Here is a 23,260-nt window from a genome sequence, read left to right as displayed (position 1 = left end):
ACATGGACGACATCATTTGGACGAAGGATGACCTGCGTCGCAGTTACGACGATATCGTTCGACGAGGATTGAGTGAGGAGCAGTACGAGGCATTCCGTACTTCGGGGCACTTCGGACCGGATGTCGTGACCCAAGTCACGAGCGGCTCGTCCGGTGGAGTGCCGCTGCTAATCCCGCGTAGCCGCGAGGACTTGGCGGATGCATATCGCCGCGTGCTGCGAGCGTATCAGACCGCACATCACGGTGCGCCGGCCCGGGTAGCCCTATTCGGGGGCGTCTCGCATGCTCAGGCGGCGGTTCGGTTCACCGTCGAGGGTACGACTTTTCGATCATTTGGACTCGACGACCTAGGTGGTCTAATCGACTTCGATCCTGAATTCATTTCCTGCTACCCGTCGATTGCTCGCGAATTGGTGGGCGGAAGCCTCCCGCTCCACAAGGTGAAGGCTTTCAAGCTCGGCGGCGAACGCGTCTTCGATGCCGACGTCGACAGCATTGTGGAACGATGGCCGGGATGCCTTGTCATCGAGCAGTACGGTTCGACCGAGATGCCAGCGATGGCAATGGGAACCTATCTTGAGCATGGACGCGTCGGGCTGGTCCTTCAGGTCGATAGATACGACTTCTTGTTGGACCCGAACGTCGTGGATTGGCAGCCCTTGATTGTGCGCGACAAGTTGAAGGGACGACTATTCCCCATCGAGAAGGCGTACGACACGGGTGATGAGGTTCAGGTGTGGGGCAATATGCTCCTGAACGTACGTCGCCGCGATGATCCCGCGAACGACTACGCCGATTCGGTCGAAGTGCTGCTGCGCGCCGGCTGCGAGAACGTGCAGTTTGATCTTCGGAACCGCACCGTGCGTTACAGCGGGCGCCAGGAGCTCCCCTCAACTGTGCTGGTGAACGGGACCTCTTTCGCAGCCCGGCGCGAGCCGTTGCGTCGCCTCGCTGGGTCGAACAAGTTGCCGCTCGTGCTGTAGGGCCAACCCGCGATCCCTGCGCCAAAGTGGGTGAATTGAGGGCGACGCTCCCGACGCATCGCTTGACGACGAAGGCGCGAGGGCGAAGATTCCCCACGGGATGTTGACGGGGGCATGAAAATCCGTAGCGCTGAGACGATTCATGTTTCTGCGCCGCGGCGACGGACTTGCGCAGGGCCTTTCAAGTTGAGAGGGGCGCTGCTAGAGATCGGCTAGGTACCGCCATGACGACAGACGTGGAACTCGAGGCTCTTGAGAAAGCTGTGAGCAATCTCGAGAAGGAGCTCAACCCTGCGATGAGCCGATTCGGCGAGAAGGAGCTCGAGCGCGAACTGGTTGTCCGCATGAAGGTCGACATCGCCCGCAGGAACCTCGACACAGCTCGCCGAGCGCTCGAACTGCGGCGCGTGCAAGCGCTTTTCGAGAGCGGCGAGACGGCAGCCAACGCCGAGGCGGCCGCGGGCCACGTAGGCGCGGCCCCGGTCGCGTTGGTAGCGCATAGGAAGCCGGTAGCAGCGCCGCCGGAACCGACATCCGTCTCGGTTGCTCGCCCAACTCGGCCCGGAGGCAAGAAGTCCAAGTCCAAGGGCCACACGAAGCACCTTCTCCGCGCAGATGAATCGACAAAAGCGGTGAAGTTGAGAGCAAACGGGCGGCATCCGCACGGCAAGAAATTAGCGTTGGAGATCGTTGTCGAAGCGCTCAAGCTCGAGGGCGGCCCCTTGGAGTTGCAGGAGATCAGAGAGGGGATGGAAAAGCTCGACTGGGAGACTCGAGCGACCAATAAAAATGCATTGTGGGAACGTATCTGTACGAGCTGAAGAGCGAAGGAAAGGTAAAAAGGACGCCAGACGGGCGGCGCTGGGAATTGGTGCAGTCGTCCGCGCCCGCGCCGACGCCGCGTGGCGCCGTTAAATGAAAAAAGGCCGCCGCTCCCACCGTCGGCGGGAGGGCGGCTGGTTCAGAGTCCGTTGATGCTTCGACTACGGGAGCGCGGCGAGCGCCGCCCGAATCGCGCGGCGCGTCTCGGGCCCCACGATGCCATCGACTCGGCACCGATGGGTCGATTGGAATCGCCGAACCACGAGCGAGAAATCGTCCGCCGGCCAGAGCCCGAGACGCGCGAACGCGGACGCGAGCTCCCATCTCGTTGCGAGACACGGCGCTCGGTACTCGTCGACTAGCGCCGCGACGTTCCTCAGGTAATCGCCCTCGTCGGCCGTGAAATAGCCATGAATCTTGAGCGCCCTGACGTAAGCGGCGACGTCGCCGTCGCGCGCGGCCGCCAACGCGGACGCGTACCGCCCACCGAGCAACGACAGGAATCCGTGCACCCCCTCCTCGAGCGAGCCGTAAGCCGCGAAGCACGCCGCTGGATGGTTCGGGCCGAACCTGACGGTGATGGTCTCGCCTCCCTGATCTTCGGCGAGCTCGCAGGGCGCCGAGGGCGTCGACTTGGCCAACGCCGTCTCACCGGCACGACGTGGTAAGATCTCGAGCGTCGATGAAAACGTGTAGAGGGCTTCGGTGGTATGCTTGATCCCGGCCAAGTTCCAATTGATGCACTTGGACCCGCGCTGCGTCTCGAGAGCCGATTGGGCCATCAGGATCGCTTCCCCGGGTGGTGCGAAAGTCCCCCATTCCTGCACAATCGCCGAGCGAAGGCTCTCATGGTCAACGGGCGTTACCCGTGACGCGACGTAACGCCCGCTGATCACGGAGCCCCCGCATCAGAGGCATGGGCCGCGGCAAAACGCCGCGACGCCACGCGCTGCGCTTCGAGAATTCTGCGCATCTCCGGGTAGAGCCCCTCCTCAATCCCGCAGATCCTGGCGATGGTGGCATCATCGCTCTCGGCTTGCCCGAGGAGGCACACGATATGCGCAACATCGAGCGCTGTCCGCGCGCGATCTGCCGTGAAGAGTGCGCATGCCGTTGGCGCGGCCAACAGGAGGACGACGAGTGCGAGCCGGACCGTCTTCACAGCTCTCGTCCCTTCGGGCCGCCCTCCACCACCTTCAGGCCAGGACGACTCGCAAACAGCTCGCGGCCGCCACGCAGGCTCTCGATCACGAGATCGTGTCCCGCAATGGCGGTCATCGCCGCGACAAGGCCGTCGGTAACAGCCTTCGTCCACGAGCTTCCTGCAAGGACAGCTTGCAGCACCCCAGCGACGGCGCCGAGCGCAAGGGCGAGCCACGGACGCCACGCCGGGGGCACGATGCCGATCGGCCTCGCGCTTTTCAACACACGGATAATTGCGCCGATGATGAGCGCGGCAACTGGAACCCATTTGTGATCCAGCGCGAGGCCGATCACCTCTTCGATCGTGCTGCTCATTGAAGGTCCTTCTCTCCGGCGCGTCGCGGTCGCGGGCTATGGCCGCAACAACGTCGCCACGAGACTCGATGGTGGATTGATATGCACGAATTGCGATTGAGACGAAGTTCTGAGTTGTTGCTTTACAGTCAGCGGGCCCGTGTTTGCCACCGTGTAGATTGTGACGGCGAACTCGTACGCACTACCGCCCTGCGGTGAGCTGCCTCGCATCGTCTCTGGAATAACGACCGTAGAGGCGCCGTCTACGACAGCGACGGCCGTCTCTGCTATGTATCCGTTTGTATTGATACCGAGGTCGACGATCGACTTGATTTCAATCTTATATCCAGCAACTGCCAGCGGAAATGCGATCGATAACGCGCTTACATCCGTGAAGTTGGTCTGGTTTGCTAAGGCTTGCGAGGTGAGATGTGCGGCCTGCGCCGAAACGATGGCATTTGCGGTGCTCCCCGATATCAAATTGACCCCGTCGCAAAAGACCCACATGCTCTGGCCTTGCGGCACGACAAGGCCATTACCTGATGCCGTCTTCACCGTCAGCGGGAACGCGCCGCTCGTGTCGTTCCTCAGCAATTTTGCATATCCAGCGACCGCAGGGAAAATCACAATGGCGGCGCTGGTGAGCGCGCCCGTGAAGCGAATCGTCAGGGCGGCATACTCCGCCGCCGTGAGGCTCACGCTTCCCCCGGTTAGCGCTTTGGGGGTCAGGCCGAAATTCAGTGGGTCGTTGCGTGCATCGTTGCCGCGAATCTCGCCAGCGACCAATATTCGCTGGCTGCCGTCGGGAGCTGGGATGATCGATGCACCGCTCGGAAACGTGACCCCCGCGGCGAACGACACTTTCGACGATGCAACCTTTGCCCCGACCGCGACATCGGCATCCTCGACCAGTTTGGCGCTGCCGTCGACGGCGCCGTTGCTTACGTGCGTGAAGCCAGTCCCGGTGGGAACTGCCAACGCGACCTTCTTTGGATCAATGGGGCCGACGATGTCTGCGTCCGTGACCAGGCGCGCCGGCGAGTCATAGACTCCATTCGTAATGTGGGCGAAGCCTGTACCCGAGGGCGCAGCGACAGGCCCAAGTAGAGCGTTTATCCGCCTCCAGTTGTCTTGTAGCGCTCCGACCCACGCTTTCTGAGCGCCCCCGAATTGCTCGGCCTCGCCGGCGCCAACGTCGTGCAAACCGAATGGCGACACGACTTCGAACGCGGTCGATTCGTCGACCATTCGAGCAGGGTTGTAGATCCCGAATTCGTCGATCCCGTTATTCACCACCAGTCGCAAGAGCCACTTGCCAAACAGTGAATTCGCTTGCGGCAGCGTGAGCGCCGCGGGAGTCACGTCGACCGAGAAAAACAGTCCGTTTGCATCGGCGACCCACCCCGCCGGAAGGGCGAAGCCGCGGGGGTAGTCCGTAATCTCCCATCGCCAGGAGCGCCACTCGACCGTGTTCTCCGCGACGAGCTGGATGGACGCACCTGATGGGGCGACGACGCCCCCGGTCTGTGGGGGGCCTCCGTTCACAAGAACCAGGATTTTCGCGTACGGCGGGGCCGGCATCTAGGTCTCCTTGCCGCGCTTGGAAAGCGAGCTACTCTTCGGCGGCATGGCTCTCCTCTCATGCGCCGATTGCAATGCTCCCGTGTCGTCCGAAGCCGTTGCCTGCGTGCGGTGCGGCCGCCGCACCAGAAACGCTCGTGTTGCGCCGCGAAAGGCAGCGACACGGAAGCTCGTTGGCACGGCGCTGATGGGTCTCGGTCTCGTGCTCGGGTTTATGGGCTGGGTTCGTGTCGGCTATGGCGACGGCGAGGGCGGCTGGGCCCTCGGCTGTGGCATCGCGAGTTTCGTGGTCGGAATGCTCGTGTTCACCGGGGGTAGATTTCGCGAATCCTGAATCACTCCGGCCGCATATCCTGAACTTCGAAGGTCATCGTTATCGAATGAAACATATTGCGCGGCAACGGCGCTCCGTCCGGGTTGCCGCCGGACTCACCGGTTAGCGCAATCATGTAATAGTAGTCCGCGGTACTGATCGTCGGATTGTCCGGTAGAAAGTTCGTCGCAACGAGATCCTGGGGATCACCCCCGTTGTAGTATGCCGCCGGTGTGGCCGGTAGTGGGAACTGCCCGGAACAGATCGCCCAAAAACAGAGCTTGCCCTGCGGGGTATCAATCGGCATCAGGTCGCCCCGCTGGTATATGATTATGAAGCTGGGACCATTGGAGGGAAGAGCCGTGCGCGATTTCAGTACGCGAAAGCGAATGCTTGCCGCCACCAGCTTCGAGCCGTCGTGCATGTAGCGCTTGGGAATCACCACGAGATCTTGGCCAATCGAATTCAGGGCATATCCAAGAGGCCCATCGATCGAGTCCGTGAGATTCATCACATACGGCTCGTTCCGCGCGGGGCCCAGGGGGCACGTAATGGTTCGCCGGCGCTTTTGGGTGAATACTGGGTACCCAGTCTGGAACTCGACCCGTCCGCCCTTGCGCGTTTCAACATTACGTAGTGTGCTGCCGGAAGTCGTGAGCGATACGCCCCCCGCACCACCGACTGCCAGGGGCGTGGTCGGGCTATAGATCCCACCGCCAACAGGGTCGACCGATCGCGCGGCGCGCGCGTCGAATTCACGAAGGTCACGCGCGGTCGGGACGAACGACGGGGGCCACGTGCCGTAGGGTCGGACATGGTCATGCCGCACGATTTGCCTATTGCGGTCTCAAGTCCGCTATATCCTCGAAAGCCGTCACGGCACTGAAATATGCATTCCCACTGAGACCTGGATAACCAGAATTTGCGTACGGTCCACTTTCGTCAATGATATCGATCCAATACGTAAATCGCTCGACATCCACCACGATGTTGGGCACGATGGTGCCCACGAAGTAGTGAATGAATACCCCGTCTTCGAGATAGCCGTCAGGGCCCCACGTGCTCTTGCCACCGGGGGCGGGGTCGGGCGGCCGTGGTGAGTAGGGCAAGAACCCGCTTGGCGGCGCGCCGACGAGCAGGCTCGTACTGACGCCTCGCACATCGAGCGCGAAAACGCGAAAGCGCGGCAAGTCCGGGACCGGGCCGTGGGCGTTCGTCACCTCGAAGGCAACCGTGACGCTGACAAAGCGCGCGCCATGATGGACGTCCAGGGGGAATACTGCGCGCGCTCCGGGAAAGCGGGAGCTCCCGTCGAAATCCCCGTTAGAGAGATTGCCGACGAGAGGCATGCTGAGCTTTCGAAGGCGGCCAGGGTGCCCCGGAAGGAGCGTCGGATAGTCGGAATCGCCGAAAACCACCTGACTCGGAACGGCCGCGCTCTCGTCGACGATGACCGACGCAGTGCCGCTCAGCACCCAAACGCCGGTGGCCATCGCGCCCGCGCCGGCAACGACCACCGGAGACGATGGGGCGTGGCTGCTCCCGTCGTCTCCGTTGATGCCCGCCGACAGGTTCGCGTCGATTCGCGCGAATTCGGCTCCGGTCACGACCCGCCCATCGACCCATGCATCATCACGCCGCACGCGCTGAAAGGTCACGCGAACCCCATTCGACTAATCCCCTCATGTTTTACGGCAACGGCATGAAAGATGTTTCCCCCCGCTGTCTGTGATGGCTCGACGGTCCAGACAAGCGGCGGCCCCAAGTCCTTTGGTAGCCCGGGAGCACAATACCAAGTTCCGTATCCAGTCCAGTACGCCTCACCTGTCTGTGCGAGGACTGGGTGAGTATCGCCAATAGCTGCGTCGGGGTACCGCACGTACTTGCCCGTTGGAGGGTCAGGAAAGTGGTCGGGGTCCGGCTGCCACGTCCAGATTCCGTTCTCCGCGGGGTTCTTCTGCGAAACAAGAAGGTAGCGGCCCCCGGCAGTCCGGCCATAGCCGCTTGTCGCTGTCAAATCAAAATTAGCGAACCGTGACACCGAATCAACTGGCGGTAGGATGATCGCCGCAAAGGGCCGGTCCGTGAGCCCTTGCTCGTCGACGATATGCGCGTAATACGTATATTGCGACACGTCGACAGCGTTGTTTTGATCGCAGGTCACGACCAATGATTTCACCGCGCCACCGTCAAACCAGCCCGCTCCGCTGGAGGGGAACGGTGCATACGCGACAAATCCGTACTGGTCCGCGCCGGCCGCCGCGCTCGTGAGGGGGGTCTTGTTCCCGCTCGCATCGACGCGGAGGACCCGCATGGTCACCGTCTTAAGCGGAGGCGATGGATGTGGTTGCGCGATGGCAAACGTGAGCGTTGCCTGCGTGATGGTCGCGTCATCATGGACGCGAAGTGGCACATAGAGCTGGGCTTGGAGGGTGGAGCCGGCGACGCTCCCGACGAAGAATTGAGACGCGAAGAGTTGTGCGGCACAGAGGTCCCGGCGCAAGAACCTCATGGCCGTAGGAATCGACTGGCCGAAAACGCAGGGCGTGATGCGCGTACGCGTGCGCCCCGCGTGTTCGCTGCCCAGTCGAGGCCACCCACTTCTCACGGGAAAGGTCCCGCTGCTCGTGACACGGATGCGGCCGTTGCCGCGAACCACGACGGGACTGGCCGTGAGCCCAGCCCCCGCGATAGCGATGGGAGAGCTCGGCGCGTACGCTCCGCCATCGCCGTTGACGCCACGCCGAAGCTTGCTCTCGAGGTCAGCCAGCGCCGCGGGCGGAACTACGAATCCGGCGCCGCCCCACACGTCGTCGGGGTATGTTCGGTTAAAATTGCCCATTTGGGTCTACGGCAAACGGCTGACGGTTGCCTGCGCGAGAGGCGTGGTTCCGAGAAGCGCCGGGAGGCGAAACGGCCCGATCGTCACGTTCGTGGGCGCTGTGGCCGACGGAGCGACGATCGCCCACGTGGAGACCGCGCGCGCCATGCGGCGCAGAAGCTCATGAACCCGCCGCCGCTTCTCCGAGTCGATTGCCGCGGCCGCACGGAGCACGATGGTTGCCGTGCGCTGTACTCCGGACCATGAGGGAAAGTCCATCGTCGTGACGATCGATCCGACGTCGTGCGCAGTGCGAAATGTGCCAACGAATGTCCGCTCACCATCGATCACCTGCGGATCGCTGACCACGACGCGCTCGGCTTGGCTCGTTCCCTCTGCCGAGACGACGACCGCGTCCCCGGTGGTGAGGACGGCATCGCCGGCGAATGCGTCCATGGGTTCGTAGGCGACACGCAGAGGCACGTTCAAGTCCGTGATCGGCTCGAGCAAGCGCAGGAACTTTGGCGGGACCCCCTCTGGCTGGAAGTTGGCCACGCTACCGACGCTGGCAGCGTCAGGGATCGTTTGCCCCCCGGAATTCACGACGTACGCAACGAAGTCTTCGGCGAGAAGATCGTTCAGCGCAGCTCGAATATTAAGATACGACCCACCCCGCGGCAGGTGCTGCAACGCAGCGAGTCGCATCCTGCGCGCATACAAATCGTCGCTTGGCGCGGGCCGAACGTCGTAGTCTCTCTCCAAATTCGGAATCAGCTCCGTCGCGCGCCGCGGGTCCAGCGAGTTCGCCGCGCGCTGCAAAGTATACGAGGCCCGTGCGAGCGCCATCGCATCGGCATAGGTCTCAGCCTCGTCGGGTGAGCCCGGACTCATGTCGATGCCCTGCTCGAGGCTCGCGACCATGGATCGATAGATGGCCTCCGCCTGCGTCGACAGACTCGAGAAATCGAGCATGCCGAAAGGTGTGAACAAGCTGAAGACGGGCATCAATAGATCCGCAATTGGAAGCGCGCGTCGACGCCGATGGTCCCAAGGCGGGTTCGCACCGTCACGCCGCGCATTCCAGGGGGGGGAGATACCTTCGTGACCACCCGAATGCGATCGATCTCAACGTCCTCCGTGACCGAGGCATCCGCGTCGACGACAGCGGGCGGAAACGCCGTGGCGGGCCATAGGACATCGATGTCGCCTGCCCCGTTTCGCACGATCGTGAACGTGGCGAGGGTAATATTGCTGCCCGCCGCGGTAAATCGATCGACCGACGCAGTACCATTCGAGACCTTCACGTCGACGATGGCGACGGGCAGAACTTTGCCATAGGCAATGACCAGCTTACAGAGGAGATTGTACTCGCCGGCACTCGGCATCGTCAGCGGATTGGGCGGAAACTCCGTGTGATCGACTTTGACCGCACCATGAAATGAGGCAAGACCTGGCCGAAATGGCGGATTTGCATCAAACGTAGATTCGTCACTCATTTCGTTAGCCACCCGCAAACGAAGCACACTCCGTAATCGTTTACTACACCGCATCGAAGGCAGTGGGCGCACCGGCGCCTGTCGGTGGGCGCCGCCTCGACCAGGCGCGCGAGCAGCGGAGCGTTGTCGGCGAGAAATCGCTCCAGCGCATCGCCAAGCTTCTTTCGGTCGAGAACATAGACCTCCGCGGGCGAATGCCGGTGGGCTGTGCTTTCGCCGCAGAGAGGGCACGTCGCGCATTCGTCAGGCATAAGCCACCAGATCCTGGAGCACGAGGAGATTGCAATAGACGCCCAAAGCACCAGGGGTCGGCGCGAAGGGGACCTGAGGGGCGAGCAACGAAACATCCCGCACCTGCGGTACGTCGAAGAGGCCCCCTGGATCGCCCTCAGGAAGATCCTTCCTTGTCGACAATATCCGATTCGTCACGCTGGATGGCCACTGCTCCGGATCGAGAGGTATCCTCCGCTGGCGCAATCCGGGATCGAAGAACGTGGTCGCTTGCTCACCTGGTCCCAGGCGATCGAAATACGCGATCACGGAGGGGACCAGGGCGTCCAGCGAATCCGACCAGGGGCAGAGTGCCTGCCCGACCACCGGCGTGTAGCTTACGTCGCTCGCAGCGTTCGATGTGTCGCACGCAACGCGGTAATTTCCCGTTCCAACAGGTGTCGCCGTGAGAATGCGTTTGCGTCGAAATGCAGCGGCAGGTCGATCAAAGAGGGCGAATGTCTGCCCGGGGTCGGGTCGCGCCCCGCCCCCCGTCGAGATCGTAAAGTCGGTTGCCGAGAGCACCGAAACAACGTTCGCCATGCCGAACGCTGGCCACGGGGAGGCGTCGACCCACCCAGGGACGCGCGAGGCCCACGACACACGGAGCGCGACCGTCACCGGCTGCGGAAGAACGGCGCCCAAGAAAATCCCGTCGTCCGCTGGAAATTGACCCCGCAAGTGCCCCAGGACGGCCGCGATCTGCGCGGAATTTGGACTGCGGTTCCCGCCTGGCGACCCCGCGCGAAGCGTGAAGACGATGCCCTTTGTCCCGGGACCGCGGCAGGCCGGAAACGCAAATGCGGCTTCCACCGAGATGCCAGGCGTGCGGGCGACTTCGGCGATGTACTGTGCTTCGTTGCCCGACGCGGGGGGACTCGCGCGCAAGCTGCGGAGTCGGTCATTGAGCTCGTCTTCTGTCTCCCCGTTCCTTCCACCCGAGAGCCCAGAGCCGTCCGCCTGGAGGACGACGACCGCGTTCGGGGCGCAACCCGGGCGCGGGAAGGTCCACTGCATCGCAACGCCAGCGTCGAGGTTTGTCAGCGGGCCGGTATCGACGCCTTGTACGGGGACGTGATCCCCATTCGTGTAAATCCCAGACGCAATAGCCGCATACCTGCGCCCATTCGCTTTGATCTCGTCACCTGAAAAGATCCGCGTGCCACCCGCGCTTGCAACGATCTGCACGAATCCGCTCGCGCCTGCGGGCGGTAGCGGCGCGGTACCGAGACGCGCGGCCTCCTCGACGAGTGCGGCCCCCGTCTTGGTCGAGGAGGCAACGTTTTGCCCGACGACCACGGCGTTACTGTAGATTGCTGCAAGCGCGTCCGCGATCACGGACGCGCGAATAAACGGCATCGAGCCCGAACCGACGTCGGCCTCAGGATTACGGATGCTGTAATCGCGGAGCCAGCGATCGCGGACTTCATCACGCGTGAACGTGATGATCTCCCCCGGAAGGACGTCGGCCATTACCTTGTTATCGTGGTCACCAGCCCCGTTCGTAGATTCGCATACGTGGCGGCTATTTCGACTCGACCTTCGCCCGAGCCCGCGGCGCGCACGTCGAGTACTTCAATATCACCACCGCCGATGAGCGCCGCCCATGCTGCATTTACGCCCGCTTCGGCCTTCGCCTGCAGGGCTGGGTCGGCCGAACTTCGGATCACCGTTCGGAATGGGTGACCCACCGCAGGCGCACTGCTAAACGAGCTCGCAGCGACCCCGAGGAGGAGGACGGCCCTTTGGTCCACCGGGTGCATCGCAGCGAGCGTGCCATCCGCGTTCTGAATCGTCTGCCGTAGGTGCAGATCGAAGTACGTCGCCGCGGGCGGGTTTCGTGTCGGCGCCGGCGGGCTTGGCGCGGCGACCGGAGAGTACCCTACCGGGCCGTGACCAGCAGATGTCAATCGAGAGGGCATGGAACGGATGCCGCCAAGGGAATCTTCGGTGGCGTCGGGACAGGCACAGTGGGGGCAGCCACCGTGAGCCCAAGAGAAGGTATCGTGGCGCGGAACCCGGGGACGCCGGGAAGCGCGAGCTGGGGGCGCTTTGGCGGCGACGGAACCGGGATCGTTACAGGAGGCGTGACCACGTCGAGCCGCGGATACGCAACCTGGACGCCGGGGATCGGAGGCAGCGTCCCGAAGGTAGGACGGACTGGTACCTTGGGGAACGGTACATTCGGCGGCTGCGGCGTGAACGAGATGCGCGGAATGGCGCACCGACTACTCATGAGGCCTTCGTGAACCGCGTCGCCATCTGGGCGGCGACGGTCTCGAAGGGCACCGGCGAGGGCCCGACAACGCTCGCGGCTACCTTCTTCTCCAAGGCCTGCGCCCACATCGCGAATGCCTCGAAGAGAACCAGATTGCCGGCTGCCTCGGAACCGAGTGAGACGCCGCCGGTGACCGCGAGGCCACCGACGACTTGCGTTCCATCTCCGGCGACGGTCACGAACGACTTCCCATTTGCCGCGCGAAATGTCACGGCGCCATCCTTGAGCTGGATGGCCGTGCCGTCACCGACCAAAATCGACACGAATGGTGCGTCAGGGTCATCGACGTTCACCGCGATCGAGCAGGACTTCGACGGATTCTTTCCAGATGCGTCGAACCCATACGGGACGTAAATGATGTGCGAGCCGCTTTGACCGTCTATGAGGTGAAATGAATAGCCTTGTCGAGCGAACTGAATAGAACTTCCCTTTTTGAGTTGCGGGAGAACCGAGAGCGACCGAGGATCATTCAGGACCCACGCGTGCCCGCGCCCGCCCTCGGTGCCGAACAACACCTGGCACGCTTGACCGGGAATGGGTTCCCCGTTGCTGTCGACGGCAGGATCATCAGGCCTGTAGTAGAAACCTCCAGTACCCCCGTGAACTTCATAGGGCTGAAGGCCCGACTGGCTCTCGCCAAAGCCATCCACCTGCAGCCCCAGAAAACCGTCCGCATCATAGACGCTGAGCATCGCGATGCCGATATCGTGGTGGAGATAGTTCATTCGTCGATTCCCCCGAAGATGAGATCTTCTGGCCGCATCAAGCGGACGGTTGTCGTCGTCCCATCCGATCCCCGTGCATACTCGACACTCTCGATATAGTACGTCCCATGGAGCGCGAATTCATCGTCATCAACTTCGACGATGGAATCGAACGTCCATACGGCCCGGCCGCCACCTTGAATCGTAGGCGTGGTGTGCCCTGCAAGCTTGTAGACAACGCTCCAGCCCGCGCGCCGTTCCTCCGCCAGTTTTCGCAGAGCCAAAAACTCGGCTTGCCCCACCGTCCCAACGTTGTTGTCCCGCAGTACGATGGCACGGCGATATCCTGTTTCATCAGGCCCCCCCGCAGCCTCCGCGTGTTGCCGGAAGCCGTTGAACATCTCGTCGTCGACGAATGCCCCTTTTGCCTTCGTTCGGCCGTACTTGCGACCGCCTCCACGACCATAAACAACGACGGTTGAGTGCCGATGCGTCGTTTCATTCGCGTATTCCGCATACGTGACATTGACGCCGTTGTCGTGCTGTCCTCGCCGGCGGATGATTCGATATACCGGCTTCTGGTGCGCGTTGGGCTGTGATAAGATGTACCCGCCATCGACGCCGCTCCATAGGAACAACCCGCCGCGGTCGAGATACCTCCTTACGAAATCGTACCACCGCTCCCCGAGTTTGGTTTGAATCGAGGCAGCGAAATTTGTTTGTCCGGCCGGCGCGGTGCCACCCTCGGGCGACAGGGCGATCTGGTCGACCGTCCGAGGTTCGGAGAGCTCCTTGATCGGCACCCCCGCGCGAATGCTCCGATCTGCGCGGGCGGACGTCTGCAACCGCGCGGGGTCCAACCCGACATCTCGCAGAGCCGAACGAACGAGCTCCGAAAATGTGGAATCCAGGTACGATTTCTCGTTCTCGACGTACGAATCATGCAGCGGTGCTAAAGAGTCACGTCCGCGGATCGTGAGTTGCGTGGCACCGGATGTGCCCTCAGCCCGGAAGCCGTCCGTCTCACCCGTTTGCTGCTGAACGTCACCAATATAGAGCTTGAATGGGGTTTTTGGCGGATATCGCTTTATGAGCTGCGCAATTACCGACCCATGACCCAGGCGAATGGAGAAGGCGGCGGGCTGACTCAGTATTCCCGCGCGCACCTCATAGCTCTCGGCAACGACTATCTCCTGTCCCCCGAGCTCGAGGCGGACGCGGTCATCGATCCCCCCCGTTTGGAGGGCTGGCATCCGTTACGTATTTTCCGGGTAGTAGCGAAGCGTCGTTCCCGCGGTCAAATGGTACGCGTCTTCGACGGCGTTCAAACTGAGCAAGTCTTGCGTGTGCGTCGCATCTCCGAATATAGCGACACTAGCCTGTTGAATTGGCATCATCACCGGCACGGTGAACGTCTGGAGCTTGCCGCGCCGACTCTGAAGGTCGGCAATGCGTCCGAGCGACGCACGCCAGAGGTCGTGCAAGGCATCGAGCAGGCGAACGTAGATGGGGCGGCGCAGGGCATCGATGCGGTCGAACGTGCTGCAAATGTTCGCAACACGCCGAAGCTCCGCTTCCAATAGGTTGCCGTACATGCCAACCTGGTCTGCAATCGCTGCGACGCGGTTGACCGCATCCTGAATCTTGTTGAACGTGCTTTGGAGCTGCTTCAAAACGCCCTGGTTCCCCCGTGCATCGCGTCGGGCAAGGTCGGCTTGGACCAGCGCGAGCTCGCGCGCGACGTTAGCTGCGTGAGCATCGAGCGTCCGCGGCGAGAGATCCGTGATTGCTTCAACGACGAAGTCCCGCGACTGGTCCTCGACGTACTCGAATGAGGCGCGCTCGCCAGACCGCAGACGCGCAACGAAGTCTCGGTCCCAGGCCACACAGAAGGCCTGCACGGGCCCCAACCCCGGTACGACGAGGGTAGCCGTCTTCTCGCTCTCGAACGCAACACGCAGTCGGTCGAGGGCGTATGGATACAGCTTTGGATATTTTCTGAACTTGTTCTGAAAATTGGCACTATGCGAGACCCGGTACACGGATCGCCCGAGCTTCTCCGCGGCGCCACCAGCGGCGTGCGGGAACTCGTGAATATGGTACCGCAATCCGCCACGAATCCTCTGAGCCTCAATGGGATACGGAATGCCATCGAACGAGGCCGGCGGGAAGCCGTCTGCTACCGTGGTCAATGCGAGCCAATCTGTGCCTCGGGCCGTGCGACACCGCTGCCGTCGGCGCCCGGCGGCCTATCGACACCGACGACGCGAACGTTGATCACGCCGCTCTTGAGCAGCTCGTGGACACGAGCATTCTCGATGGTCAGCTTGCTCAAGCGCTCCTCATCACTCTTGATGAGGCCTTCGCGCTGCTGAACGTCCTGCCTTTTCATATTGATGTAGCGCATGCCGCCGTCGAGCCGCCATTCGGATAGTCCGCCGATTGTGCCGATGAGGAAGTCCTTCATTGCCGCCGCTCCGACCGCGGAGTCGCTCTTTCCTTCGCTCACGCCGTAATCACTCTTCGCCTTGTCGGCGGCGATCGCTGCGCGCTCGGCGGCAATGGCTTTCCGAAGGCTTTCCTCGTCCCGCTGATTTTTTTCGACTTGCCTCGGGTCGATGAAGCCACGTTGGATCTGGCTCTCCGTTCGCCGGATGTCCCTGCTGGCTTTGTCGGCGCCATAGTAAGCTGGGTCTGTGGTCTTGTTCGTGTCGAGGCCCCAAAGGGCGGCGGCGACTTTCCCGAGGGACTCGGCGGCGGCGATAATGGTGGGTGTCAACGCAATGAACGCAGGCAAAAGCGCATCCTGAGTTTCACCCACCACGCGTTGTAGTTGGGTGTTGAAGTTCGTTGTCTGTGACTCGCTAGTTGCCATGGCGGCCCTGAACGATTCGAGGATTTCCTCGTCATCCATCGCCGCTTTGCGGAATCGATCAAATGCTTCACGAACCTCGCGTTCCCCGGCCTCGCCTCCGCCTGCCTGGCGGTAGATTGAAGCAAACCCTTCAACCGCCGATGCGCCGCGAACGTTTGCGAAGATTTTATTGAACTCCAAGGGCTTCATCCCCTTTGCCTTCAAAGCTTCGATGACCAATTCTTCCGGATTTCGCAGCATTCCCTGAGCGTTGAACACGCTCTTCCCCGTCGCTGCCTCGAAGGCGCGGGCCCTCGCGGGCGTTTTGAAGGTCTTGATGAAGCTCTGCACGGCGGTCGCGGCTTGCTCTGCGCTGGCCGCGCCGCCCTTCCCTCGCGCCGCCTGCGCAAACGCTGTGAGGACTTTGATATTTTCGCCCGTGTCGCCCTCGATCTGGCCGGACATCGCCGCGACTTTGGCCATTTGACTCGCCAAGCTCCGGATTTCGACGGCGCCCTCTTTTCCCTGGCTCGCCACCTGCGTCATGACGTTGTTGATCGCCTGCGCCTTGCCGGGAATATCGCCCAATTGATTGCTGACGTCCCCGGCCGCGTCAACCATATCGGCGAGGTTTGTTCCGGTCGCCTTGGAGAGAATCGCGAGGCGCTCGAAAATCTGCCGCGCGAGTGCCAAGTCGCCGGTTTTGGCAACGAACGCCTGCAAACCTTCGACGGCAGTTGTCGTATCCGTGCCGGTGTTCTGGGCGACGCGCCGCACCTCGGCCGCGAGCACGCGGGGGTCTTGGCGCTCGCCCGCGGGGCCCGCTTTGCCCGGCATGTACGCTTGATTTGATAGATCGGTTGTGCGTGTTTCAAGCTCGACGTTCTTCTGAATGAGGGAAGAGAGGTCCCAATCGACACCTGCACCACGCGCGAAATCGCCGGCTACGCGGGATGCGAATCGATAGGCAGAGCGCGTGGCGTATGCCGCACCGGCAACCGTGAGACCCCGCGCCAATGATCCGCGCCGCCGACCTCCCGGCGCGGGCGGCTGGCCCTCTCCCCCTCCGGCCCCATCGCCACCGCCGCCACCACGCGCGTCGTCTCCACCTCCTCGACGCCGGCGACGGCTCCGGCGGCCGGAGGTATCGTCTTGCTCCGCCTTCCGAAGGCGCTCGAGGTCCCTTTCTGCAGAGCGGGTAAAGTCAGTGAAGTCGCGCTTGGCCGCATCGAGATGCGTCCGGGTATCACTGGCAAACTTGGCCGTCGCGTCGCGATATGGCGTTAGGATGCGCGAGGTCTTGGTGTCGACCTGAGTCGCGAAGTCATCGAATGACGCCGCCGCGGCTCGCGTACCCTTCTTCGTCTCGGCGGCCAGGCCGGCCGCCGTCTTCTTGCTCTCGGCCTCGATCTTCGCGCGCGCGCGCTGGACGGCCGCAACGAGCGGCGCAAGGACATTTTCAGCATCGCGGTCGAGCGCCGCACCCACGACGATGCGAATGTTCGGCGTCGGCAACTACACGAGCTCTCCGAGCCTCCCGAAGAGTCGGCGTGCGCGCTTCGCCTGTGCGAGGGATAGGCCGGTCAGAAGGGGGCCAGCGTCGATCGCGCGACCTTCGGACTCGGCGACGTCCGCCGTGCCTTCGGCGATCCGCCCAATCAGCGCCAGGATCTCCGCGTCGGTCGCCTCCGGAGCGACAGGGCTCTCTTCAAGGTGGAGAAGCTCGAGGGCGTCCCATATGCGACGGAGGCCTTCCGAGGTGAGGGCGTCGCCAATCACATCCTCTGCGGCTGGGAAGTAGGGCTTTGTCACGTCATTGGGGTCACACGTGCCAAGAGCGCACGCCCAGCGAACAAGGCAATCGTTCCATGACTCGACAGCCTTGTCGACGTCACGAATGACGCCGTCCGCGCCCGAATACATCTTGTCTACCCACTTCGACGATTCGGCTTTCGCAACCTGAATATCTCGTTCGGATAGCAGCCGGAGGCCTACGGCGACGGCGGCGTCGGGCTTCGCCTCCCAACGGTCGGCGAAGGCCGAGGGAGGCAGCACAATCACACGAAGCGGCTTTCTCTTCGCCCTTTCTCGCAATATGGCGAAATTCATTCGCGCGCCGCCTTCAGCGCTGCTTCTCTTGCAGCGTCTTCAATTCGATTCCAATACGCTCGATAGGCGATAAAGAGGGCAACCTGTCCTCGGCAGAGGCCAGATGCAGGCGTGCCATAATACGCGTGCAAATCCACCGCATAGCGGGCGACAAAACTACGAAAGGGAGGTCGTCTTCAGCCTCCGCGATCCGCGTGATATGATCGACCAAATCGGCCGCCGAGACGCGCCGGACGGACGGGGAGCATTCGTCCTGCCAAATCTGTTGCCGTTCATATACGAAGACGATCGTTTCCCGCGACAGAAACTGCAGGACCTGGTCCGTGCCGCCGTCGAAGAAAGGCTCGCGCGCCTCACGGGGAGAATCGACGTCGCGTACGGAGAGCTCGATCGTCTTGACCATGCATGCCAAGTCGAACAACGGCTCGCCTTCCTTTGGCTCGGCGCCGCGCGCGCGCGCATATTCCAATGCGAATGTCAGCACTTCGGCGTCCTGCGCCGCCGTAAGCGGCACGACAACGCACGGGGTGTCGATGACGCCGTCGTCACCGAGCGCGATTGGAATTGTAATCGGACGCTCTGCCTTCGCGCCAAGGCGAGCATTCGACAGTGCCGAAAGTTTCAACCCGTGATGTCCGGTTCACCACCACCAAGTGTAAAGTTGCCTTCTTGCGTGCCATTCTTGTGTACCGACTGAATCGATGCTGACAGGACACGCATTGTAACTTGATGAATCTTTCCGTCGATGAGCGCTACCGCGACGTCGATATCTGCTTTAGCCTTCATGAGGTCAAGCATGCTAACGCTCGATCCGGCGACCGGAACCACGGCCTTGCACGTCAACTTCGATTGAATCGCGCCGTCGCTATATCCCAATAATCCGGGATCGCCGAACTGTGGCTCGTCGCCGCTATCCACTTCGTAAGTATTCTCGCTGCACTCCGCCCATTTTCGCCCATTCATATACAATGAGGCCGCACGAACTTTGGTGTTCGCCATATCAAATCACCTCGAGCCCTACGCTGCCGCAAGCGAAGTGGGTCGCACCGAAATACCGATCTGGTGGTTTGCCGGCGCGGCGATCACCCGCACCGCGGTCATGATTCGCAGGGCCGTCGTATCAAATGTCGAGACTGGCAAATTGCCATCGACGTTAATCAAAATTGGCGCTGGGAGATCGGTACCGGCCTCGAACCGTTTTAGTCGTGTGTAAACAATGCCATTCCACACGGACGGCGTAAGAACGCCGCTCGGTCGCCGCCGCTCTTGTGGGCCCACATCCGGTGCGATCCTCGGGTTTGCCGGAGCAACTTGCGTGCTCCATACCAGTTTCAGATCCTTCAGAATGTAGTCGGGTACGACCGCATCGCCCGTGTCGAGTGTCGAGTAGTCGGGAATGCTACCGCGCAGGGAGTGCGAGACAATCGACCGCACGACGACGGCGAATCCGTCACTCGTCGTCGTGATGGGGGTAATGCCATTGTTGAGCGCGCTCACCAATGTCCCATGTTGTGGTATGTCGGCGACCTGGCTCTGGGGCGCAACGCCCGCGAGCACTGCGTTGTCGTAGCTTGCGTCAGGGTCCGACTGCTCTCGTTGCGTCCGGAGCGCGGCCATCGCGGCTGCGATCTCGGACGGATGCGTCTCGGAATTTTGAAACCAGCAAACCTGGAACCGCTCGGAATTCAGAGTGTTTTGTGCGATCGATACGGCCGCTGTGAGCGTATCGTTGCTCGCGACGATTGCGTGTTGAAGAATCCCCACCAGCACATCGGCCTGCGCGTTCACCTGCGCGCGCCATCGGCCGATGTTTGTCGCGTCAATTTGGCCGACCGCGATGCGATCGTAGGTCTGGGGATGGATCGTCGAGAGGACATTGCTCACGTCCTCGACGCCGGTGCCGCCACCAAAGAACACCCCGCCCCCCGTTGCCGCCGCGCCGCCCGTAATGGTCGATGTCGCGCCGCTCGGAGGCTCTGAGGCATCGAAGGCGAGAAACCTGTTGCCCCATGCCCCTTTGCACTTCACGGACAGGGTCACGCTCCCATCCGGCGCGGCTGCGGCCGTGGCCGGACAATCCGGGTCACCGTTGAAAACGGCGGCGATGTTTTGGGCGGCTTGCGCTGGCGTGTCCGTCGAGCCGACGATGCTCGCGTAGAGCTTCCCGCCGATGCGGTACCCGATATTCCAACTTGTATTCCAGGTACCCGCGATGGCGATCCGTACGGTCGCTGCGACAGCGCCCGGGGCTTCTGCGACCGCAATGGCTCGGATCGTCACACCAGAGACCCGCAGCGCGGAACTGGCCATTCGCGCGAGTTGGCTTCCACCGCCGAAGAATCGGCGCGCGTCTGTTTCGGAGAAAACGCTCCGTACCTGCGTATCGGGAGCGGCATTTCCAGCGGCGGTCTTGAGGCCGACCAAGAGCAGGACGAGGGGAATGCTCCCGACGGATATGGCGCCAGTGCCAAATAGCACCTCGCCGTACGCCCCCGGCACTTTATCGGTGGGGGCGAAACCGGAGATGACGATTTGGCTCACGACGCCCCGTTGGCCGGCGCGTCACCGACCGCGTGCTCGCCGCCGGCCGCTTCGGAAGGAGGGGCCTGGACTGCCGCCGTCTCTCCGGAGTCGGCTTGATCCATCCGCGCGATGGCGGGCGTCTCGTCCGGGCGCTCGGCGGTCCACCGCGCGATGGCGTCGGCGCGCGCCGCCGCGAGGATCTCCGATGGATCGCGGAACGGGACACCACAGCGCCGGGCCGTCTCTTCGTCGGCTGCGACGAGGGCTCCGTGCTGGACACCCCTGCGATAATGGTTCGAGTGCACGAGGTACGGCAGGACAACGACCCCCTCGTCGAAGACGAACGCAACGTCGTCGCCCTCGGCCTGTAGGCGCGCCCCCACCCAGCCCCGGTTTGGATTATGGTGGGGGTCCCATGGGTAGGCCGCGCTTGGCCGCCCCCTCGCATCGAGGGGCGCTGCATAGGGATTTGGGTACACGTGTAGCGTGTCGGGGTGGCCCATTGACTCTCCACGGATTGCTAGTAACGAACAGCGACAGCGACTTTCCCCGTGCGGTCGCGCGCCGTCGTTTGATTCGTAGCGGACATGGGCGCAAAGACGCCCAAGTCATATTCGTGCTGCTCCCGCAGCTCGATGTTCATTTCGAGGGCCGCATATCGCCGAGATGGCGAGTCGGCCATGGTTTCCACGAATGTCCGACGACGACGGCGGCGCAGAATGATCGACCACACACCGAGGTAGGGGTAGATCAGGGACCCCTCCGTCTTGGCCCGCGGATCCATATCACCCACGACAACGAAGCCCGGCGTGCGCCCGGCCTCAATTGCCAGATTGGCCAGCTTCCACGTCGCGTTGACGAATGATTGTCTCAGTCGCTGATTGGCCTGGGGCGCTGGCGGGAACACCCACAGCAGAGACACGTCACTCGTTTCGAGAAGGTAATCCTCCGCGACATATTCCGCGTCGGCCTCCTCCCTCCAGAGAAACAGTGCCGGCAAGTCGCGCTCCGAGAAAACCACATCTTCCGGATTGTGGCCGAAAACGGCACGCACGAGGGGGGCCGACGGCATCACCTGCGAGAATGCCGCGCTGCCGTTTGCGTTCATGTACGCCTGGAGGTACGCGCCCAACCTCGATAGCGCAGGGTCGCCCGCAGCCTCGCCGTCCGACACGCGGGCCACGGGCTCCGTCACGAGACCAAAGCGATCTCCCATGGGGAATCCCTCGCAAATTACAATTCGATGATGCGGCGCGCGCGTGCAATGCCGATTTCAATCTCGCGCACCATCACCCGTTCGCATTTGATGTAAGCGACCGCCATGAATCCGTAGGGCTTCGTGCCGGGGTGGTGGACAACGGGGGCTGCATGCTTCACTCCGTGCTGGTCGACCCAGATAAGGAGACTTCTGGGCGCCCCCTTATCGCTCCGTCGACTCTGCCCCCGATGCAGCGGGCCCACGAAGCCCTTCGCGGCTTTCGGCCGGATCACGTGAGGCGCTGTACCTTCGTCGACGTACCTCGCGTATGGCGCCATCGCGACGATCTCGCCGGTTGCCGCCCCTCCGACCCCCAGCGCTCGACCGGTGACTCGGCCCGAGATCGACTTCGTCAACGCGGCGGTGCGGTCCTCGTACCGATGGTTGGTACGGGCCTCATGGGCACCCTCGCTCGTTCCCTTGTCGACAGCCTCCACGACGCTCACGGCAATTTCGACGAGGCCTCGGTGCCAATCACGCTGCAGTTCTGCGAGCCCCTCAATGCGTGCCGTCAGCCTCACCCGAAATCTCCGCCGTTGTCGGTTCCGTCAGGGTCGTCGATGAGCACGCGATGCGCGCGAGAGTACAAGAACGGGGCGAGGATACCGGGCTTCGGCTCCGGCGCGTGATCGGTGAGCTGCTGCACGGCCTCGGCCACGCGCTCCATACGCTTCTCTGCCCGCAACCAGCGTTCGGCGCGTGTCTCTTCACCAAAACTTCGCACATATTCCGGATGTCTCTCGTATGAAAGAGCAATATCGTAATCGAGTTCAGCGCTCTTCAGCAGCAGCGGGACGGCAGTCGGCAGGGTGTCGTAAATTCGAGGCAAATACGATAGTACCTCGACGTGTCCGCGCTGCCGGACGAGGGACACGGCAACATCATTGGGAGAAACAGTACCGTCGTTGTCGTCATCGAAAATCGCGAGGAACGTGGCGGGCCCCAGCGCTGCTCGAAGCTCCTCGAAGCTCACGAACGGGTCTTCAGGATAGGCCACGCGGCATCTGCTCGACGCACCGAGCGTCGTTGTCGATCAACACGAATTTGCGACCAAGCTTGCGAGCAGCGTGTCCGGTGGTGCCTGCGCCCGCAAAGGGGTCGACAACCCAATCGCCAGGGCGCGTGTGGACCTCGATCATGATCTCGTGCAATCGCTGTTGCTTTTGGGTCGGGTGCTGCTTGCCCCGAAGAATTTCGGTGACATCCGTCCAGACGTTGGTGCGGCGCAGATGGTCCGATTTGGCTGGATAGCGCTTGTTGTACCCCTTGTACCCGCGCTTTTGCGCGAGGTATGGGATATTGAATATCGCCGGCTTCCGCGCGCTCCCATTTATCCAGTACGCACACTCTTCGCGGGTAAATAGGTAATTGTGCGGGACGCCATACGCGCGCTTTTTCGACCACGTGAGGAGGTTTGCGAGCTCGAACTCGCCCTCCTGTTCGGTCATCGTGAGATATTCGAAGAACGGACGAAATGTGGGACGCCCAATGCATCCCCAGACGTAGAAAGCCCCGCCGGACCGGAGGAGCCGACGCCACCCTTCCGTCCATCCGAACATCCAAGTAGCGAATTCGCGAGCGGACTGACGCGTTCGGTCCCACTGTTCGGAGACGATCCGGCCATACGGGGGATCCGCGATGATGAGCGGGACAGCACCGCAGACTTCGTTGACGCGGTCAATCGTGGCGACAGAATCAGCGTCTGCGCAGACGACGATTCCGTCGTCGCGGACGCGCGTCACGCGCATGTG

25 protein-coding genes are annotated in these 23,260 nt (G+C 62.4%); 2 read left to right on the top strand and 23 right to left on the bottom strand.

The features are described 5' to 3' along the window. Nucleotides 1–2 precede the first annotated feature (2 nt). Together LZC95_08130 and LZC95_08125 are read left to right on the top strand one after the other, a co-directional pair. Nucleotides 3–983, top strand: coding sequence for a hypothetical protein (locus tag LZC95_08130; protein WXA96803.1), 981 nt, complete (start codon nucleotides 3–5; stop codon nucleotides 981–983). A gap of 224 nt (nucleotides 984–1,207) precedes the next feature. Then, nucleotides 1,208–1,804: a hypothetical protein gene (locus LZC95_08125; GenBank protein ID WXA96802.1), complete on the top strand. Its 597-nt coding sequence runs from the start codon at nucleotides 1,208–1,210 to the stop codon at nucleotides 1,802–1,804. Between the two features lie 162 nt (nucleotides 1,805–1,966). Here the strand turns inward: LZC95_08125 and LZC95_08120 are convergent, their stop codons facing one another. The 23 genes from LZC95_08120 to LZC95_08010 all read right to left on the bottom strand — a co-directional run bounded on the left by LZC95_08120 (nucleotide 1,967) and on the right by LZC95_08010 (nucleotide 23,257). Continuing rightward, nucleotides 1,967–2,587: a hypothetical protein gene (locus tag LZC95_08120; GenBank protein WXA96801.1), complete on the bottom strand. Its 621-nt coding sequence runs from the start codon at nucleotides 2,585–2,587 to the stop codon at nucleotides 1,967–1,969. A 110-nt stretch (nucleotides 2,588–2,697) separates the two neighbouring features. Continuing rightward, on the bottom strand, nucleotides 2,698–2,967 hold the full coding sequence (locus LZC95_08115) for a hypothetical protein (protein ID WXA96800.1): 270 nt from the start codon (nucleotides 2,965–2,967) through the stop codon (nucleotides 2,698–2,700). After that, entirely contained in the window at nucleotides 2,964–3,323 is a 360-nt protein-coding gene (locus LZC95_08110; GenBank protein WXA96799.1) for a hypothetical protein, read from the bottom strand. The genes LZC95_08115 and LZC95_08110 overlap by 4 nt, the downstream gene beginning before the upstream one ends. Before the next feature lie 36 nt (nucleotides 3,324–3,359). Then, nucleotides 3,360–4,883, bottom strand: coding sequence for a hypothetical protein (locus LZC95_08105; GenBank protein WXA96798.1), 1,524 nt, complete (start codon nucleotides 4,881–4,883; stop codon nucleotides 3,360–3,362). Between the two features lie 335 nt (nucleotides 4,884–5,218). Continuing rightward, complete coding sequence (locus LZC95_08100; GenBank protein ID WXA96797.1) at nucleotides 5,219–5,707, bottom strand: hypothetical protein; 489 nt, start codon at nucleotides 5,705–5,707, stop codon at nucleotides 5,219–5,221. Nucleotides 5,708–6,032: 325 nt separating this feature from the next. Continuing rightward, complete coding sequence (locus LZC95_08095; GenBank protein ID WXA96796.1) at nucleotides 6,033–6,854, bottom strand: hypothetical protein; 822 nt, start codon at nucleotides 6,852–6,854, stop codon at nucleotides 6,033–6,035. Continuing rightward, nucleotides 6,851–7,708 (bottom strand): hypothetical protein, encoded by an 858-nt coding sequence (locus LZC95_08090; GenBank protein WXA96795.1) that lies wholly within the window; start codon nucleotides 7,706–7,708, stop codon nucleotides 6,851–6,853. The genes LZC95_08095 and LZC95_08090 overlap by 4 nt, the downstream gene beginning before the upstream one ends. 336 nt (nucleotides 7,709–8,044) lie before the next feature. Continuing rightward, entirely contained in the window at nucleotides 8,045–9,022 is a 978-nt protein-coding gene (locus LZC95_08085) for a hypothetical protein (protein ID WXA96794.1), read from the bottom strand. After that, nucleotides 9,022–9,513, bottom strand: coding sequence for a hypothetical protein (locus tag LZC95_08080; GenBank protein WXA96793.1), 492 nt, complete (start codon nucleotides 9,511–9,513; stop codon nucleotides 9,022–9,024). The genes LZC95_08085 and LZC95_08080 overlap by 1 nt, the downstream gene beginning before the upstream one ends. Before the next feature lie 243 nt (nucleotides 9,514–9,756). After that, the gene (locus LZC95_08075; GenBank protein WXA96792.1) at nucleotides 9,757–11,256 is read right to left on the bottom strand and encodes a baseplate J/gp47 family protein; all 1,500 of its coding nucleotides are present in this window, start codon (nucleotides 11,254–11,256) and stop codon (nucleotides 9,757–9,759) included. 759 nt (nucleotides 11,257–12,015) lie between these two features. Next, entirely contained in the window at nucleotides 12,016–12,786 is a 771-nt protein-coding gene (locus LZC95_08070) for a hypothetical protein (GenBank protein ID WXA96791.1), read from the bottom strand. After that, nucleotides 12,783–14,018 (bottom strand): hypothetical protein, encoded by a 1,236-nt coding sequence (locus LZC95_08065; GenBank protein ID WXA96790.1) that lies wholly within the window; start codon nucleotides 14,016–14,018, stop codon nucleotides 12,783–12,785. The genes LZC95_08070 and LZC95_08065 overlap by 4 nt, the downstream gene beginning before the upstream one ends. 3 nt (nucleotides 14,019–14,021) lie before the next feature. Next, nucleotides 14,022–14,957, bottom strand: coding sequence for a DNA circularization N-terminal domain-containing protein (locus tag LZC95_08060; GenBank protein ID WXA96789.1), 936 nt, complete (start codon nucleotides 14,955–14,957; stop codon nucleotides 14,022–14,024). Beyond that, nucleotides 14,954–17,107, bottom strand: a complete 2,154-nt coding sequence (locus LZC95_08055) for a phage tail tape measure protein (GenBank protein WXA96788.1) — start codon at nucleotides 17,105–17,107, stop codon at nucleotides 14,954–14,956. The genes LZC95_08060 and LZC95_08055 overlap by 4 nt, the downstream gene beginning before the upstream one ends. Nucleotides 17,108–17,134: 27 nt before the next feature. Continuing rightward, entirely contained in the window at nucleotides 17,135–17,680 is a 546-nt protein-coding gene (locus tag LZC95_08050; protein ID WXA96787.1) for a hypothetical protein, read from the bottom strand. 61 nt (nucleotides 17,681–17,741) lie between these two features. Beyond that, a complete protein-coding gene (locus LZC95_08045; GenBank protein WXA96786.1) occupies nucleotides 17,742–18,353 on the bottom strand; it encodes a hypothetical protein in 612 nt (203 codons plus the stop codon). After that, on the bottom strand, nucleotides 18,350–18,727 hold the full coding sequence (locus tag LZC95_08040; protein WXA96785.1) for a hypothetical protein: 378 nt from the start codon (nucleotides 18,725–18,727) through the stop codon (nucleotides 18,350–18,352). The genes LZC95_08045 and LZC95_08040 overlap by 4 nt, the downstream gene beginning before the upstream one ends. An 18-nt stretch (nucleotides 18,728–18,745) precedes the next feature. Next, nucleotides 18,746–20,269: a hypothetical protein gene (locus LZC95_08035; protein ID WXA96784.1), complete on the bottom strand. Its 1,524-nt coding sequence runs from the start codon at nucleotides 20,267–20,269 to the stop codon at nucleotides 18,746–18,748. Further along, nucleotides 20,266–20,634, bottom strand: a complete 369-nt coding sequence (locus LZC95_08030) for a hypothetical protein (GenBank protein ID WXA96783.1) — start codon at nucleotides 20,632–20,634, stop codon at nucleotides 20,266–20,268. Before LZC95_08030 ends, LZC95_08035 begins: the two co-directional genes overlap by 4 nt. Nucleotides 20,635–20,771: 137 nt before the next feature. Next, a complete protein-coding gene (locus LZC95_08025; GenBank protein ID WXA96782.1) occupies nucleotides 20,772–21,467 on the bottom strand; it encodes a hypothetical protein in 696 nt (231 codons plus the stop codon). Between the two features lie 17 nt (nucleotides 21,468–21,484). After that, complete coding sequence (locus LZC95_08020; protein WXA96781.1) at nucleotides 21,485–22,030, bottom strand: hypothetical protein; 546 nt, start codon at nucleotides 22,028–22,030, stop codon at nucleotides 21,485–21,487. Beyond that, nucleotides 22,027–22,506, bottom strand: coding sequence for a hypothetical protein (locus tag LZC95_08015; protein ID WXA96780.1), 480 nt, complete (start codon nucleotides 22,504–22,506; stop codon nucleotides 22,027–22,029). Before LZC95_08015 ends, LZC95_08020 begins: the two co-directional genes overlap by 4 nt. After that, nucleotides 22,493–23,257 (bottom strand): site-specific DNA-methyltransferase, encoded by a 765-nt coding sequence (locus LZC95_08010; protein WXA96779.1) that lies wholly within the window; start codon nucleotides 23,255–23,257, stop codon nucleotides 22,493–22,495. The genes LZC95_08015 and LZC95_08010 overlap by 14 nt, the downstream gene beginning before the upstream one ends. Nucleotides 23,258–23,260 lie beyond the last annotated feature (3 nt).

Source organism: Sorangiineae bacterium MSr12523 (genome assembly GCA_037157775.1).
GTDB lineage: Bacteria > Myxococcota_A > Polyangia > Polyangiales > Polyangiaceae > Pendulispora > Pendulispora brunnea.
The sequence above is the reverse complement of the archived record's forward strand: the minus strand, read 5'-3'. Positions and strand labels throughout refer to the sequence as shown.